The sequence below is a fragment of the Mesorhizobium sp. P2_A8 genome (assembly GCF_056404935.1).
In genome coordinates this window covers 384051-398756 of record NZ_JBFUDB010000001.1, presented here as the reverse complement: position 1 = coordinate 398756, position 14706 = coordinate 384051, and the positions used below count along the sequence as shown (strand labels likewise).

General features: G+C 62.5%; 16 protein-coding genes. 12 read left to right on the top strand and 4 right to left on the bottom strand.

All coding sequences use genetic code 11. From position 1 onward, the window contains the following. Window positions 1–285 precede the first annotated feature (285 nt). The 9 genes from AC1D10_RS01920 to AC1D10_RS01880 all read left to right on the top strand — a co-directional run bounded on the left by AC1D10_RS01920 (window position 286) and on the right by AC1D10_RS01880 (window position 9249). Window positions 286–1428: a GNAT family N-acetyltransferase gene (locus AC1D10_RS01920; RefSeq protein WP_477268629.1), complete on the top strand. Its 1143-nt coding sequence runs from the start codon at window positions 286–288 to the stop codon at window positions 1426–1428. Window positions 1429–1507: 79 nt separating this feature from the next. Further along, window positions 1508–2335, top strand: a complete 828-nt coding sequence (locus tag AC1D10_RS01915) for a MurR/RpiR family transcriptional regulator (protein ID WP_477268627.1) — start codon at window positions 1508–1510, stop codon at window positions 2333–2335. Then, a complete protein-coding gene (locus AC1D10_RS01910) occupies window positions 2319–3215 on the top strand; it encodes an N-acetylmannosamine kinase (RefSeq protein WP_477268625.1) in 897 nt (298 codons plus the stop codon). Before AC1D10_RS01915 ends, AC1D10_RS01910 begins: the two co-directional genes overlap by 17 nt. Window positions 3216–3286: 71 nt before the next feature. Next, window positions 3287–4009, top strand: a complete 723-nt coding sequence (locus AC1D10_RS01905) for an N-acetylmannosamine-6-phosphate 2-epimerase (RefSeq protein ID WP_477268623.1) — start codon at window positions 3287–3289, stop codon at window positions 4007–4009. Beyond that, window positions 4006–5028: a Gfo/Idh/MocA family protein gene (locus AC1D10_RS01900; RefSeq protein WP_477268621.1), complete on the top strand. Its 1023-nt coding sequence runs from the start codon at window positions 4006–4008 to the stop codon at window positions 5026–5028. The genes AC1D10_RS01905 and AC1D10_RS01900 overlap by 4 nt, the downstream gene beginning before the upstream one ends. A 100-nt stretch (window positions 5029–5128) precedes the next feature. Further along, window positions 5129–6421 (top strand): ABC transporter substrate-binding protein, encoded by a 1293-nt coding sequence (locus AC1D10_RS01895; RefSeq protein WP_477268619.1) that lies wholly within the window; start codon window positions 5129–5131, stop codon window positions 6419–6421. A 73-nt stretch (window positions 6422–6494) separates the two neighbouring features. Beyond that, window positions 6495–7370 carry a carbohydrate ABC transporter permease gene (locus AC1D10_RS01890; RefSeq protein WP_477268617.1) on the top strand — a complete coding sequence of 292 codons (876 nt, stop codon included), beginning with the start codon at window positions 6495–6497 and terminating at the stop codon, window positions 7368–7370. Then, complete coding sequence (locus AC1D10_RS01885; protein ID WP_477268615.1) at window positions 7370–8182, top strand: carbohydrate ABC transporter permease; 813 nt, start codon at window positions 7370–7372, stop codon at window positions 8180–8182. Before AC1D10_RS01890 ends, AC1D10_RS01885 begins: the two co-directional genes overlap by 1 nt. 5 nt (window positions 8183–8187) lie before the next feature. Further along, window positions 8188–9249 (top strand): ABC transporter ATP-binding protein, encoded by a 1062-nt coding sequence (locus tag AC1D10_RS01880; RefSeq protein ID WP_477268613.1) that lies wholly within the window; start codon window positions 8188–8190, stop codon window positions 9247–9249. A 43-nt stretch (window positions 9250–9292) separates the two neighbouring features. Here the strand turns inward: AC1D10_RS01880 and AC1D10_RS01875 are convergent, their stop codons facing one another. Further along, entirely contained in the window at window positions 9293–10822 is a 1530-nt protein-coding gene (locus AC1D10_RS01875) for a YifB family Mg chelatase-like AAA ATPase (protein ID WP_477268611.1), read from the bottom strand. 260 nt (window positions 10823–11082) lie between these two features. On the opposite strand from AC1D10_RS01875, the gene AC1D10_RS01870 reads away from it, so the two are divergent. Beyond that, window positions 11083–11271: a hypothetical protein gene (locus AC1D10_RS01870; protein ID WP_477268609.1), complete on the top strand. Its 189-nt coding sequence runs from the start codon at window positions 11083–11085 to the stop codon at window positions 11269–11271. A gap of 235 nt (window positions 11272–11506) precedes the next feature. After that, complete coding sequence (locus AC1D10_RS01865; protein ID WP_477268607.1) at window positions 11507–11644, top strand: hypothetical protein; 138 nt, start codon at window positions 11507–11509, stop codon at window positions 11642–11644. Between the two features lie 32 nt (window positions 11645–11676). Here the strand turns inward: AC1D10_RS01865 and AC1D10_RS01860 are convergent, their stop codons facing one another. Both AC1D10_RS01860 and AC1D10_RS01855 read right to left on the bottom strand, forming a co-directional pair. Continuing rightward, complete coding sequence (locus tag AC1D10_RS01860) at window positions 11677–12465, bottom strand: KilA-N domain-containing protein (protein WP_477268605.1); 789 nt, start codon at window positions 12463–12465, stop codon at window positions 11677–11679. Between the two features lie 119 nt (window positions 12466–12584). After that, window positions 12585–12755: a hypothetical protein gene (locus AC1D10_RS01855; RefSeq protein WP_477268603.1), complete on the bottom strand. Its 171-nt coding sequence runs from the start codon at window positions 12753–12755 to the stop codon at window positions 12585–12587. Window positions 12756–12764: 9 nt separating this feature from the next. Between AC1D10_RS01855 and AC1D10_RS01850 the strand changes: the two genes are divergently transcribed. Beyond that, the gene (locus AC1D10_RS01850) at window positions 12765–13544 is read left to right on the top strand and encodes a DUF3800 domain-containing protein (RefSeq protein ID WP_477268601.1); all 780 of its coding nucleotides are present in this window, start codon (window positions 12765–12767) and stop codon (window positions 13542–13544) included. Window positions 13545–13735: 191 nt separating this feature from the next. Here AC1D10_RS01850 and AC1D10_RS01845 read toward each other — a convergent pair whose 3' ends face one another. Further along, on the bottom strand, window positions 13736–14674 hold the full coding sequence (locus AC1D10_RS01845) for an IS1595 family transposase (RefSeq protein ID WP_477269808.1): 939 nt from the start codon (window positions 14672–14674) through the stop codon (window positions 13736–13738). Between the last annotated feature and the right edge of the window lie 32 nt (window positions 14675–14706).

Below are 14706 nucleotides of genomic sequence, written 5' to 3'. Positions count from 1 at the left end.
CCGGCATATAGGCACTGCGGCCGCTGCGCCTGAGCTGGCTGGCGATGACGCCGACGATTGCGGCGGCTTCGCCGAACATGATCTGCAACGATTCTGGCATCCAGCCGAGCCGGCGGGGTGGCCTTTGAGAGGCTGCACCTGTGCTGGTGCCAAGCGCCGGTCGTCCAGACGACTGCCCGCCATTGGATTTCAGGGTGCGGAGGGTCCCGAGCTCACGCAGCCGAGTTCGCGGTTGCGTACGGATATTTTCAAGCTATGATGAAAATCTCCACAGATGGAAAAGCTATGAAAAAAAACTTCATACCCACCGTCGAGACAGCCACCGCGGAGGATGCCCCGGAGATAGCTGCCTTGCTAAGCTGGGCCTTCGGCTTCGGCAAGGCTCGGTCCGAGGAATACATTGCCAATGTCGGCCTCGACTCGCTCCGGCTGCTGCGCAGCGGGGGCAAGGCCGCCGCCTGCGCGGCGCTGCTAGAGACTGCGCACGGTTTCCATGGCAAGCCGGTGCCGGCGGCCAACATCGCGCATGTGGCGATAGCGCCGGAGCATCGCGGTCGGGGTCTGGCCGTGCCCTTCGTCGATGCCTTGTGCGCGGAGGCGCAAGGCAAAGGTGTTGTCATCGCCACGCTGTTCGCCTCGACGCGGCCGGTCTATCGCAAGAGCGGCTTCGAGCTCGCCGGCCATGAGATCATCTACGAGGCGCAGACCATCAGCCTGCCGGTTGCGAGCAAGCTTGCCTTCGAGCGCGTCGAGCTGGATGATCCACGCATCGCCAGGGCCTATTCCGCCAAGACGACCCGGGAGGCCGGTTTGCTCAGCCGTAGCCAGCCGCACTGGAATGAGCTGTGCCGAACACCGACCGATGCGCTGGCTGCCTATCTGGCCGAAGGTGACGCTGCCTATCTCATCCTCGACATGGGTGACGAGACCTGCCTGATGGTTCGCGACTGGTACGCCGGCTCGCCGCAGGCGGCGCAAGGCGTTCTTTCCTTCCTCGCCAGGTTCCGCTCGGTCTATCCTGTCGTGCGCTGGCATGGCGGCCCGCAGGACGATCTGGTGGCGGCGATGCCGGACAAGGGCTGGCGTCTGGCCCATCAGGAGGAATGGCTTTTGAGGGTGCTCGATCCCGCCGCCGCCTTGCGGCAGCGCGGCTATCCTGTCGACGAAACCCGGCTGGCGCTGCGCATCGGTGAGGCGGAGACGGCGCTGGAGATCGAAATCAAGTCCGGCGCGGTCGAGGTTCGCGAGGCGACCGGCGCGTGCCCGACCGTCACCCTTCAAGGCCCTGCCTTCGTGCAGATATTCACAGGCTTTCGAAGCGCCTCGAAACTGGCGCAGTATGGCCAGGTCGTCGGCACCGCGGCGGACATACGCCTGTGTGACCAGCTGTTTGCCGGCCCGCCGCCCTGGGTGGCGGAGCATTTCTGAGCATGATCCCAAAAGAGGATACCGGTTTTTGGACAAGATCATGCTCAAACGAAAAGAATCGTAGCAGCAAGGACTCTTCATGACACATGCGCTTATTGCCTCGCTGAGGGCAGCCGCCGGAGACATGACGCCTGCGCTGGCGCGCGTCGCCGACACGGTGCTGGCACAGCCCGAAGCCACTTTGCGCCAGAGCATAACCGAGCTTGCCGAAGCCTCCGCTTCGTCCGAGGCCAGCGTCATGCGCTTCTGTCGCGATCAGGGCTTCACCGGTTTCCAGGATTTCAAGCTCGCTCTGGCCAAGGAACTGGCAACCGACGAACGGGCCAGGGACATCGGCTTGCCGACCGATGACATCCAGCGGCTGGTGGAAACCGCCATCATCTCGTTGCGCGAAACCGAGCAGCTGATTGTCAGGGAAGACATTGCCAAGGCCGCGCGGCAGCTTCTGGCGGCAACTGTAGTCGACTGCTTCGGCATTGCCGCCTCCGGCGTGACGGCGCAATATCTTGCCTACAAGATGACCCGCATCGGCAAGCTGAGCCGCGCGCTGGGCGATGCGCATCTGGCGGTCATGGCGGCGGGAACCGCGCAACCGGGCACCGTGCAGGTGGTCATTTCGAGTTCGGGCTCGACCGTGGACGCGGTGCGGATCGCCGAGCTCGCCCGGTCGCAAGGCGCCTTCGTGATCGGAATATCCAACCGCTCGAAGAGCCCGCTGGTCGCGGCCTGCGATCTTGCTCTGATCGCGTCCTGGCCGGAAACGCCGCTGACCGGCGGTGCCTTCCCCTCGAAGATCAGCCAGCTTCTGATCGTCGATGCGCTGGTGGCCGAGATGACGCGGCAGGATCCGGCGCGGCTGGTGCTGCTCGGCCGCACGGCGGAGGTTGTGAGTGACCGCAGCTTCTGATCGTCCGGTCTTTGCCGTTGACATCGGCGGCACCAAGATTGCCGCCGCAGAGGTTCTCGGGCGGCAGGTGCTCGACCGGCGGCAGACGGCGACGCCGAGGACAGGCAGAGGCGACGATCTTGTCGCGGCAATCGCCGGCCTGGCACCGAAACATGCGCTCAGTGCCGTCGCCGTCGCCACCACCGGCATCGTTCGCGACGGAGCGCTGACCGCGCTCAACCCAGGGACCTTGCCGATCGAGAACAGCTATCCGCTGGCGCGGGCGCTCGAACAGGCGCTCGGCGTGCCGCCACTGGTCGTCAACGATGCCCAGGCAGCCGCCTGGGCCGAATTCGCAGTCGGTGCCGGCCACGGCTTCAACAATTTCGCCTTCATTACGGTCTCGACCGGTATTGGCTGCGGCCTGGTTATCGACGGCCGCTTGCTGACCGGTGCCGCCGGGCTGGCTGGCCATGCCGGCCATACCATGTCCGATCCCGGTGGCGTCGCCTGCGGCTGCGGCCGGCGCGGCTGCCTGGAAACGATCGCCTCGGGCACCGCGCTTGCCCGTCGCGGCAGCGAGCGGCTTGGCCGCTCGGTTGGTGCGCCCGACCTGTTCGAAGCCGCCGCGCAAGGCGACGGGATCGCCGCCGAGGTGATCGCTTCGGCCGTCGATGCGCTGGTCAACGCCTTTGCCGACCTGACCGCGGCAGCGGACATCGATTGCTTCGCCGTCGGCGGCGGCGTTGGACTGGCCGCCGGCTTCATCGAGGCTTTGCAGGCACGTTCCCTACAGCTGCCGCCCATTTTCCAGCGACCGATCGTTGCCGCCCGGGCGGGTGCCGATGCGGGTCTGCTCGGGGTCGCTTTGCTAAGTGACGGAAATTTTCATCATAAATGATTGCTTGACAAAAACTTTCATCCGCGATTGATTGCAGGGGTAACGCTTCCCGACGTGAGGAGATGCCCCCGGTGCAGGTCCCCCAGGCGCAAGGCAATGTGCTGGCTCAGCTCGATGGCACGCTGGTGGTCTCGTGCCAGGCCGAAGCAGGCATGCCGCTCGACACGCCCGACCACATTGCCGCCATTGCCCGGTCGGTCGTCCTCGGCGGCGCGACCGGCGTGCGCATCGAAGGTGCCGCCAACATTGAAGCCGTCCGCCGGCGGATCAGCGTTCCGGTCATCGGCCTGATCAAGGCCCGCCGCGCCGACGCCGAAATCTACATCACCCCGACGCTCGATGACGTGGCCGTCGTCATTGACGCGGGTGCCGACATCGTCGCCATGGACGCCACCAATCGGCCCCGCCCCGCCACCCTCGAAGCAATGTTCGGCGCGATCGCGGCCAGGGGACGCCTGTCGATGGGCGACGTCAGCACGCTCGGCGAAGGCAAGCGCGCCATCGATGCCGGCGCCTCGGTCATCAGCACCACCATGGCCGGCTACACCCCTTATTCCACCCAACAGCGCGGCCCCGACTTCAAGCTGATGGAGCAGCTCGCCGGCGCCGGCCTGCCGTTCGTCGCCGAAGGCCGCATCTGGACGCCGCAGGAGGCCGTCCGCTGTTTCGAGCTCGGTGCCCGTTTCATCGTTGTCGGCGGCGCCATAACCCGGCCGGACGCCATCACCCGGGGGTTCGTCGACCAGGTCGCGTCGTGGGGCGCCAACCCGCAATTGAAGAGGAACCAGTCATGATCAAGCGCCGCCGCGTCGCCGTTATCGGAGCGGGCTTCATGGGCTCCATGCACGCTGCGATCTTCGCCAACATGGTCGGCTGCGAACTGGCGGCGATCGTCGACCCCAATCTGGAGCTGGCCGGTGCCGTCGCGGCCAAGGCGCCGGGCTGCAAGGTCTATGGCAGCCACGAGGCGCTGCTGGCGGCCGAGCGCGATCTCGACCTCGTCTCGATCTGCACACCCGACAATCTGCATCTGGCGCCGGCGGTTGCCGTGGCCGAGGCCGGCATCAACGTCTTCGTCGAGAAGCCGATCTCCTCCAAAATCGAGGATGCGCAGGCGATCATCGCCGCATGCGAGGCGGCCGGGGTCAAGCTCGGGGTGGGTTATCTCCTGCGCTTCGACCCCCGCTACGCGGCGGCCAGGGACTTGATAACATCGGGCAGGATCGGCGAGCCGATCCACATCTATGTCCGGCGCAACAGCGCCCGCACCGAGGGCCCGAAGCGCTATGGCGGCAAGCTGCCGCTGGCACTGCATGTCACTGTGCACGATGTCGACATGGTGCTGTGGATGCTCGACGGCCAGCACCCGGTTTCCGTCTACGCCCAGCAGACCGACCGGCTGCTCGGCGCCTCCGGCACCCAGGACAGCATCGCTGCGATCGTGCGCTTCTCCGGCGGCACGGTGGTGAATTTCGAAAGCGCCTGGTCGCTGCCGGCCGGCGCTCGCCACATGATCGACGCCCGCATGGAACTGATCGGCACCGAAGGCTCGTTCGAAGTCCAGTGCGGCGACAGTGGTCTCTACTATGCCAACAATGAAAGCTCACGCGAGATCGACACCCAGCATTGGCCTGTCGTCAACGGTCGCCTCGACGGCGACCTGGCGCGCCAGCTCAGCGGTTTGCTTGCCTGGCTTGATGGTGCGGCGATGCCGATCGCCAGCGGTCGCGATGCCCTTCGTTCGCTCGAACTCACCCTTGCAATGATGCAATCGGCCGAGAGCGGCGAAATCGTGCGCCTCGGTGGAGCATGATCCCGAAAGGTGGATACCGGTTTTCGGAAAAGATCATGTTCAAACAAGCAGATGGCGCGAATCCAACGAGGCCAAGCGGCCCAACAATGGGAGACGAAAAATGCTTACCAGACGCAATGTGTTGATGCTTACCGCGGCCGTCGCCGCACTCGCCACGGCCATGCCGGCCTCGGCGCAGGACAAGCCGTTCGACGGGGTGCAGCTGTCGGTGCTGCTCGAAGGTCATCCGACGACCGACGCCATCCAGAGGATGCTGCCGGAATTCAAGCAGCAGACCGGCATCGACGTCGCGCTCGAAATCGTTCCCGAAGGCGACATCACGGCCAAGGAGCTGCTGGAGTTTTCCTCCAAGTCCGGCCGCTATGACGTCGTCCAGAACAACATCATCTACCTGCCAGGCTTCGTGAAGTCCGGCTTCATCGTGCCGCTCGACGACTTCCTGGCCAAGCACGCAGCGCAGTTCGACAAGGCCGATTTCGTGCCCGGTTATTTCAACACCAATGTTCTCGACGGCAAGATCTACGGGCTGCCGGTCTATGGCGAGAGCACCTTCGTCATGTACCGCAAGGACCTGTTCGAACAGTATGGTCTCGCCGCGCCCAAGACGTTCGAGGACATCGAGAACGCGGCCAAGACCATCTCCGAGAAAACCAACAAACAGATCGCCGGCATCACCATGCGCGGCCAGCAAGGCATCCAGGGCGTCTATGTCTGGGCTGCCTATCTGTGGGGCTTCGGCGGCTCGTTCCTCGACGCCAGCGGCAAGTCGGCGCTGGCAACGCCGGAAGGCATCGCTGCACTCGACGCCTTCACCAAGGTGCTGAAGGACTACGGTCCGGTGGGCGTCGCCAATTTCGGTTGGGAGGAAAACCGCCTGCTGTTCCAGCAGGGCAAGGCGGCGATCACGCTCGATGCCACGGTCAACGGCGCCTACAATGAAGATCCCACGGCCTCGTCGGTGGTCGGCAAGGTCGGCTATGTGCCGGTGCCGATGCAGTCGTCGTCGCCCAAGGGCGGTTCGTCGTCACTCGCCGTCCACTCGATGTATGTCTCCGCCGAATCCAAGAATCAGGAAGCGGCCGCGTTCTTCGCCGCCTGGGCGACCGCGAAGGAGCAGCAGCTGAAGGCGATCGAAACCGATCCCAATTCCGGCGTGACATCGCTTGCGGTGCTGAACAGCGACAGTTTCAACAAGCGCTACGGCGCCTTCAAGGAAGGCATGATCGCCGCCATCAATGCCGGCAATCCGCAATATCTGCCGACCGTCGAGCAAGCCAACGAGATCATCAACAACACCGGCATTGCCGTCTCCAAGGCGCTTTCCGGCACCGCCAGCGCTGCCGATGCCCTGAAGGAAGCAGATGAAGCCAACAACGCCGCGCTCGCCCGATAAGCGGGCAGGCGTGCCCTGCCGCGTGCGCTCCCTGTGCGCGGCAGGGCGAAATCCCGAATTGATGGATTGAACCGTGGCAACAGCAGCGTCGGATCCGACCAGGCACTTCTTCCAGCCGATCATCCTCTGCTTGACCGTTGCCTCGGTCGCGCTGACGCTGTTCGTGATCTGGATATCGCTGCACGACCTGTCTTTGATGCGCGCCGGGCGCGAGAAGTTCGTCGGTCTCGACAACTATCTCCGCTTCTTCGGCGATCCGCGCGCCATGGCCGCACTGTGGCGCACGGTGCTGTTCACGACGCTGGCGACCGTGATCGAGATCGCGCTCGGGCTCGCCGTCGTGCTGTTTCTCGACCGCGACTTCGCTATGAAGCGGCTGGTCAGGACGCTGCTGCTGGTGCCGATCATCATGACGCCGGTGGTCGTCGGCCTGACATGGCGCTTCCTCTTCGATCCGGCCACCGGCATGGCGAACTTCCTTCTGTCGCTGGCCGGCCTGTCCCAGGTCGACTGGTTGGGCAGCCCGCAGCTGGCGCTGTATTCGGTGCTCATCGCCGACATCTGGCAGTGGACGCCTTTCGTCATCCTTTTGGTGATGGCGGCATTGGAATCGGCGCCGACCGACCCGCTCAATGCCGCCCGCGTCGATGGTGCGCGCGAATGGCAGGTCACCTGGTATGTGCTGTTGCCGATGCTGCGCCGCGCGCTCGCCATCGTCGCGCTGATCAGGGCGATCGATAGCATCAAGGCTTTCGACCTGTTCTACATCATGACACGCGGCGGGCCGGCGCTGTCGACCGAAACGCTGAACTATTACGGCTACATCGCCGCCTTCACCAATTTCGACATCTCCTACGCGCTGGCCATCGCCATCATCCTGACGATCTTCACCAATGTCGCGCTGCTGACCATGTACAGCGTTCTGTTCCCGAAATCGGGAGAGCGCTGATGGCCCGGCGGGCGCTTTTCTATGTCGGGCTGCTGCTGCTTTTGCTGGCTGCGCTGTTTCCGCTCTACTGGGTCGTCGTCACCTCGTTCAAGACGACGCGCGATGCCTTTGCCATTCCCCCGGTCTGGCTGTTCAGCCCGACGCTGGAAAACTACCGCACGGTGTTCGCCAACCGAGGCTTCCTCAGCGCCTTCGCCAACAGCTTCATCATCTCCATCCTGTCCAGCGCGCTTGCGGTTGCCGTCGGCTCGATCGCCGCCTACGGACTGGCACAGCAGCCGGGCGACCTGCGCCGCTCCAAGGAAAAATTCATCCTCAGCCTACGCATCGCGCCGGCTCTGCTGTTCGTCATCCCGATGTATTATCTGGCGACCCGGATCGGCGCGCTCAACCAGCATTGGCTGCTGATCGCCGCCTATGCCTTCGTCAACGTACCGTTCGCCATCTCGCTGCTGATCACCTTTTTCGACGACATTCCCAAGGAGTTGCGCGACGCGGCCCGCGTCGACGGCGCACGCGAGTTTAGCGTGTTCTGGCATGTCTATCTGCCGGCCGCCCGCGGCGGCATGGTGGCGACACTGATCCTGTGCGTGCTGTTCACCTGGAACGAGTTCTTCGTTGCCCTTGTGCTGACCGGCCGCGACACGCAGACGCTTCCAGTCAGTATCACCTCGTTCCTGACATTCCAGGGCATTCAATGGGGCGCGCTCACCGCCGCCGCCACCCTCATCATGCTGCCGATGATCGTGCTTGGCATTCTGGTGCAAGGGCAGATCGTGCGCGGTATGACACTTGGCAGCGTGAAGGGTTAGATCCGATGGCGAATTTGTCTATAAGGTCGGTGTCGAAATCCTACGGTGCGGTCAGCGTGCTGGACGATGTCTCTGTCGAGGTCGAGGAGGGGTCCTTCGTCGTGTTGCTCGGGCCGTCCGGCTGCGGGAAATCGACTCTGCTGCATGCCGTTGCCGGACTGAACCCGATCGATTCCGGCACCATCGTCATCGGCGACCGCAACGTCACCAATCTTCCCGCGCGTGATCGCGACGTGGCGATGGTGTTCCAGTCCTACGCGCTCTACCCGACCATGTCGGTGGCCGAGAACATTGCGTTCCCGCTGAAGATGCGCGGGCTCGACCGCAAGACATCAGACGAGAAGGTCGCTGCGGTGGCGAAGCTGCTGCAGATCGAACCCTTGCTGGGTCGCAAGCCGCGTGAGCTATCCGGCGGCCAACGACAACGCGTCGCCATCGGCCGGGCGCTGGTGCGCGATCCCCGGCTGTTCCTGTTCGACGAGCCGCTGTCCAACCTCGACGCGGCGCTGCGCACGGAACTCAGGGCCGAGATCAAGCGCCTGCACCAGTCGATCCGCCGGACCATGGTCTATGTGACGCATGACCAGACCGAGGCGCTGACGCTGGCCGACAAGATCGTCGTGCTCAAAGCCGGCAAGATCGAGCAGATCGGTACGCCGCTGTCGCTCTATGACGATCCCGACAATGCCTTCGTCGCCGGCTTCATCGGCTCGCCGCGCATGAATTTTCTAAAAGGCAAGGTGGCCGAGGACGGCCAAAGCCTGCTCGTCGGCGACGCCAGGGTCGACATCGCCCATCTGGCAACGAGGCTTGGACATGGCCAGCAGGTCAGTTTGGGCATCAGGCCGGAACATCTCGACGACAAGCAGGGGGTTGAGCTTTCGCTCACCGTCGACGTCACCGAGCGCCTGGGATCGACCTCCTATGTCCACGGTGTGCTGCCGAGCGGCGAAACGGTGGTTGCCGAACGGCGCGAGGACCAGCCCCATTTCGGCGAAACCATAACGCTGCGCTTCCTGCCCGGCCGCACGCGCATTTTCGACGCGCAAGGGGCACGCGTTCGCTGATGCCACCGCGCCGGTTTGCCGCTTCCATCAAGGAGCGAATGCGTCAAGCCGCCTGCGCGACGCGTTCCGAACTCATGCGGTAGGAGATTGCTTCCGCCAAATGGATGCGGCCGACCGTCTCGCTGGCGTCGAGATCGGCCAGCGTGCGTGCCACCTTCAGCACGCGATGATAGGCGCGGGCGGAAAACGCGAGCTTTTCGCTGGCGTCCTTGAGCAGCGACAGGCCGGCGTCGTCGGGCATGGCAATCTCCTCGATGACCGACGGCGCGCAATGCGCGTTAGTGGTGGCTCGGGCGCCGAGCCGTTCGAAACGCTCGCGCTGGATGGTGCGGGCTCGCGCCACACGCAGCGCCACGGCCGCACTTTTCTCCGCCCGGTCCGGCCGGATCAGGTCGCTGGCCGAGACCGCCGGCACCTCGATCCGGAGGTCAATGCGGTCGAGCAGCGGGCCCGAGATGCGCGCCTGGTAATCGGTGCGGCAGCGCTCGCCGCGCAGGCAGCGGTATCCTGGCTCGCCGGCCATGCCGCATCGGCACGGGTTCATCGCCGCGACCAACTGGATGCGCGCCGGATAGGTGACGCGATGGTTGGCGCGCGCGATCATGCAGTCGCCGGTCTCCAGCGGCTGGCGTAGCGCGTCGAGCGTCTGCGGCGTGAACTCGGGAAACTCGTCGAGGAACAGCACGCCGTGATGGGCAAGCGACACTTCTCCCGGCCGTGCGCGCAGGCCGCCGCCGACCATCGCCGCCATCGAGGCCGAATGGTGCGGGGCGCGGAACGGCCGCCGGTCGGTCAGCTTGCCTTCACCGAGTTCTCCCGCCACCGAGGCGATCATTGAGACTTCGAGCAATTCCTTCGGCGCCAGCGGCGGCAGGATCGACGGCAACCGCTGCGCCAGCATCGACTTGCCCGATCCAGGCGGCCCGACCATCAGTAGGTTGTGTCCACCAGCCGCCGCCACTTCCAGCGCCCGCTTGGCGGTCTCCTGGCCCTTGATGTCGGCGAGGTCGGGCAGGTCGCGCGCCGACGTGTGGATGCCGGCCTCCGGCCGCGACAGCACCTGCGTGCCGCGAAAATGATTGGCAATCGCAATCAGGCTGCGCGGCGCCAGAATGTCGAAATCGGCGCCGGCCCAGGCCGCTTCCGGCCCGCAGGCGAACGGGCAGATCAGGCCCTTGCCTTCGGCGTTGGCGCCGATCGCCGCCGGCAAGGCACCGGCGACCGCGGCAATCGTGCCGTCGAGCGACAATTCGCCAAGCACGACATAGCTGGCCAGCATGTCGCCCGGAATGGCGCCTAGGGCCGCCATCAGGCCAAGCGCGATCGGCAAATCGTAGTGGCTGCCTTCCTTGGGCAGGTCGGCTGGCGCCAGATTGACCGTGACCTTCTTCGACGGCATCGACAGGCCGGAGGCATGCAATGCCGCCTGCACCCGTTCGCGGCTCTCCGCCACCGCCTTGTCGGCCAAGCCGACGATATGCATGTTGACCTTGCCGGGTGCGATCATCACCTGCACGTCGACCGGCACGGCCTCGATGCCCTGGAAAGCGACCGTGCGAACCCGCGCCACCATTCGTGCAACCCCGATATGGGCTGGCCCCAGCCCGTGTGAGGCCGGGAATGGCCCCACAGGGAGACAATCACAGTTCCCCGGTCAAAGGCGATTATATCGTTGACAAACCTAGCTCGAAATAGGAATGCTGTCCTCGACAGGCCGGCGCTCACGAAATGGTAAAAACCGTACATTAGAATTCCATTGAATCCGTCATCAGACGTATTATGGATTCCCCATGTCACCATTCTGTTTCCAGCCCTTGGATGGGAGGTTTCACCATGGATAAGCTGGGTGGTTCGGTATCCGCTTTTGACTGCGACATCATTCGCAGCGCCTTCACAAAATCCGTCATCGAAGAGAGCATCCCGGAAGACCGATGGAGAGAACATGCGGTGCTTCTGATCCGGGACTTTACCGGCAGTGATGACATCGATCCCGACTTTCTGGAATGGCTCGTGCGGAAGTAGCCAGCGGCACACACAAGGCGCATACTCGCTCCATGAAGCCGCCAGTGCACGCCGACCTCGCCAATGACAACGGCAAGCCGGAAGATCGCCTCGCAGTCGCAACCGTGGCTCTGCACAGGGCTATGGAAGGCTTGGACGCACCGCCGAAGCTGATTGATGCTTTGGCCGTCAAGCCGCGTGTAGGCGCCACCCAGCCGTAGAGCAACACACGGTCATTTGAATTGCGGCGCGGGCGGTGACTGATTACCTGCTCGCCATGAACCGAACGAAACTCATGCTCTGGATTGCGCTCGCCGTGCTGGTAGTGCTGCTCGTGGTCGGCATTTATCTGTTCGTACAAGCGGACGCGCCAGACTGGTCAACGCGGCTCTAGGCGCTACCCAGCCGTAGGGGAATGGCAGGGGGTTACCTTGCCAAACGCCTCTGCCGGTCTTTCCGATCTTCCTCGATTGTAAGTCGGACACGCTCGGTGCTGCGGCGCGTGGCGTTCTCACACGCCAGATCGCCAAGCGGGTTCTCTTCGTCAATGCGACGCTTCGATAGCATCTCGGCGAACATGACTGAGACCAATTCGTCTGAACTCATTGCGTCACGTAGGTTCGCATTTGCGGGAAGGCCGCGCGTCTGTTTCAGCGAACGTGTGCGAGCATCGAAGAGAGTTTCGTAAATCGCGTCTGTGCAAATGGCGTATCCCAGGTTCTTGACCCCATGGGCCTGTAGAGCAGCGGTAAACTCATTCCGCTTTGCTCGACCCAATGCCCTTGTGCCGGCCCATTCGTTTGCCTCCGGTGTAGCGCGCTCCAAGATTTCATCGGCGAGCGTGGCGTCTCCGGCGCGGTAGCGAAGCCAAACTTCGCGAGTCTCGATTTCGAGCTTTTCGCTAAGATACCCGGCATAGGAGGCCGCGAGAATGGGATGCGCGAAGGTGCCTGCGTTGCCGCGCCCGCGCGCCGCGTAAATGACAGGGATGATATCGCCGCCCTTTAAAAGGTAACCGCTGGTTACCTTTTTCTGGAGCGCGTCGATTAGGCGCTTTACAGTCTTGTTCCCACGCCAATGCTTAGGGGCTTTGGCAATGGGTGACTTCGCCAGAGCCCAAATGTCATTTAAATTCCAGTGGCCGTTTTCGTCCTCGCTGATGCGAGTGCCACGGATCACGATATCTGTCGGACTATCTTCTTCGGTATTCGCCATTTGAGTCATTCTCTCCGCCGCAACGGGCTCGAATCATTAGATTGCGAGCATTGTCGCATGACGCGGCGGAAAGGCGAGTCCGCCGACAAGGAATATATCGTGAACTAAACGAGCCTCTACTAGGGCCGCTCTTTCTGCGACCCTTTTGGAGGTGGCACCTTCACAATCTTTTTCAACACGCGGTCGAAGTTCTCTTCGGACTCGTCTGTCCCCAGCTCGCGCGCCTTTTCTACAAACTTCTGGTACTGCCTGTCTTTCAGTGACTCGGCTTTTTTTGAAGAATCGGCCATTGTTGCCTCATGTATCGGATGTATCTGGACGAAGTAGGCGTGGACGCAATGAAACGGCTCCACGACGACAACTTTCGCTATCTAAGTCTCACTGGCGTGATCATGAAGACCGATCACGCCCGCGACTATCTTGTCCCCGCTTTTGACCGCATCAAGGCCGATATTCTTAACCAAGACCCCGACTCGCCAGTCTGCTTTCACAGGGTAGATATTAGAAACTTTCGAGGCCCATTTCAGCCGTTGCGCGATGACGATAAGCGCGAAGAGTTTGACCGCCGCATTCTACAGATAATGTCGGACGCGGACTACCGTGTTATCACCGCCCTTATCGACAAGCAGTGGATGACGATGCAGACGCATTGGATCCAGACCCATCCATACCACTTCCTGATGGAAATCATTGTCGAGAAATACGCCCAATACCTCAAGCGAATGGCCGGGACCGGGGACATCATGCCGGAGGCGCGCGGCAACAACCAGGACAAGGAATTGCAGTTCCAATTTTCCCGCTATCGGCTAGCGGGAACAAGATATGCAGACTCTGCTCTGACGCTCTCGCGGTTGCCGCGATCAAGCCTTTGGTTCCGGACCAAGAAAGACAACATAGCCGGCTTACAGCTATGCGATCTGCTTGCGCATCCAAGCCATTTTACGATCCGCCAGAACCTCAAACATCAGGTGTACCTAGGTCCGTTCGGAGAGCGCGTATCCGAAATCTTGGTCAGGCAAAAGTACGACCGATCGTATTCCGGAGACGTTCGGGGCTATGGGTTCAAGGCCCTGCCTTAAACTAGAAAGGGGCTTGCGCCCCCTCCGATGGATTGATGTACCATCAATTACCGACCGCCGAAGCATCGGGTTGATGCTTATCATATGGCAAAGTCCTTAAGAATCAAGTTTTCTTCCGCTTCCGAAACGGTTCTCCCCTCCAAAGAGGTAGCTTTAACTGGACCGGCTTTCGGTAGTGATCCTTCTTGGCGTCAAGCAGGTTGACGATAGGTCAGGCGCTTACCAGCGGCACCCTTCAAGGCAATGAGCGAGCGAACGTTGTCTTCAATGCCCATGGCCGAACGGTTCGAATAGCGGAAATCGAATTCAGCCAGATAGCGGTGCAAATGGTGTTCCGCGCAATGCTGGTAAACGCCCTTCATGCCGCGCTTGAACACGCTGTAGAAGCCTTCCACGGTGTTGGTGTGGACCTTGCCGCGAACGTATTCGCCAGCGCTATGCTCGACGGTGCCATGGGCGGCAAAGTCCGGGCCGAAGTTCTGGTAGACGCGGGCTTCGTCGGTCATGAGAACGCTTTCCTTGTGGATGTTGGCGTTCACGATAGGCAGGACGCGGGCAACCGTGGCGCTGTCGATATGGAAGGAACGGGCAATGCCGCCACGCTCGACAAGGGTCAGCACAACGTTCTTGTGAGCGCCGCTAGGAGCCTTCGGAACGCCCTTCAAACGACCGATGTAGGTTTCGTCTGCCTCAACGAATTTGCCAGCGCCGCCCATGGGCGTGAAGTCATCCGAGCGCATGGCCTCGCGGATACGATGGCAAAGGAACCAAGCTGTCTTGTAGGTGATTTCCAAGGTGCGGTGCAGCTGATGGGCGCTGATACCTTTCTTGGACGAGCACATGAGGTGGATAGCCTGTAGCCAAGTGGTGAGCGGCAAATGGCTGTCTTCCAAGACCGTGCCCATGCGGACGGTGAACTGGCCGTGGCAGTCGCGGCACTTGTAGAGGCCATGGCGCTCAACGCCGTTCGGGTTCTTCTTCGAAGGCTTCGAACGGACGCCTACCAGCTTGTAGGGCTTTTCCATCGATCCGCAGTGGTGGCAGACCGGGCCGAGCGGCCAAAGCATACCCTCGACATGTTCGAAAGCTGCGGCTTCGTCGCGGAAGTGAGGGCGGGTAAGAACGGACATGACGCAAGGTTCCCAAGTGGTTAGGAGCTTTG

What these genes read in the sequence shown, in the direction of transcription:
- AC1D10_RS01855 (WP_477268603.1), bottom strand. Translation starts at nt 12,755, where the DNA reads ATGGCCGATTCTTCAAAAAAAGCCGAGTCACTGAAAGACAGGCAGTAC.
- AC1D10_RS01895 (WP_477268619.1), top strand. Translation starts at nt 5,129, where the DNA reads ATGCTTACCAGACGCAATGTGTTGATGCTTACCGCGGCCGTCGCCGCA.
- AC1D10_RS01850 (WP_477268601.1), top strand. Translation starts at nt 12,765, where the DNA reads ATGTATCGGATGTATCTGGACGAAGTAGGCGTGGACGCAATGAAACGG.
- AC1D10_RS01920 (WP_477268629.1), top strand. Translation starts at nt 286, where the DNA reads ATGAAAAAAAACTTCATACCCACCGTCGAGACAGCCACCGCGGAGGAT.
- AC1D10_RS01860 (WP_477268605.1), bottom strand. Translation starts at nt 12,465, where the DNA reads ATGGCGAATACCGAAGAAGATAGTCCGACAGATATCGTGATCCGTGGC.
- AC1D10_RS01900 (WP_477268621.1), top strand. Translation starts at nt 4,006, where the DNA reads ATGATCAAGCGCCGCCGCGTCGCCGTTATCGGAGCGGGCTTCATGGGC.
- AC1D10_RS01875 (WP_477268611.1), bottom strand. Translation starts at nt 10,822, where the DNA reads ATGGTGGCGCGGGTTCGCACGGTCGCTTTCCAGGGCATCGAGGCCGTG.
- AC1D10_RS01845 (WP_477269808.1), bottom strand. Translation starts at nt 14,674, where the DNA reads ATGTCCGTTCTTACCCGCCCTCACTTCCGCGACGAAGCCGCAGCTTTC.
- AC1D10_RS01880 (WP_477268613.1), top strand. Translation starts at nt 8,188, where the DNA reads ATGGCGAATTTGTCTATAAGGTCGGTGTCGAAATCCTACGGTGCGGTC.
- AC1D10_RS01870 (WP_477268609.1), top strand. Translation starts at nt 11,083, where the DNA reads ATGGATAAGCTGGGTGGTTCGGTATCCGCTTTTGACTGCGACATCATT.
- AC1D10_RS01885 (WP_477268615.1), top strand. Translation starts at nt 7,370, where the DNA reads ATGGCCCGGCGGGCGCTTTTCTATGTCGGGCTGCTGCTGCTTTTGCTG.
- AC1D10_RS01915 (WP_477268627.1), top strand. Translation starts at nt 1,508, where the DNA reads ATGACACATGCGCTTATTGCCTCGCTGAGGGCAGCCGCCGGAGACATG.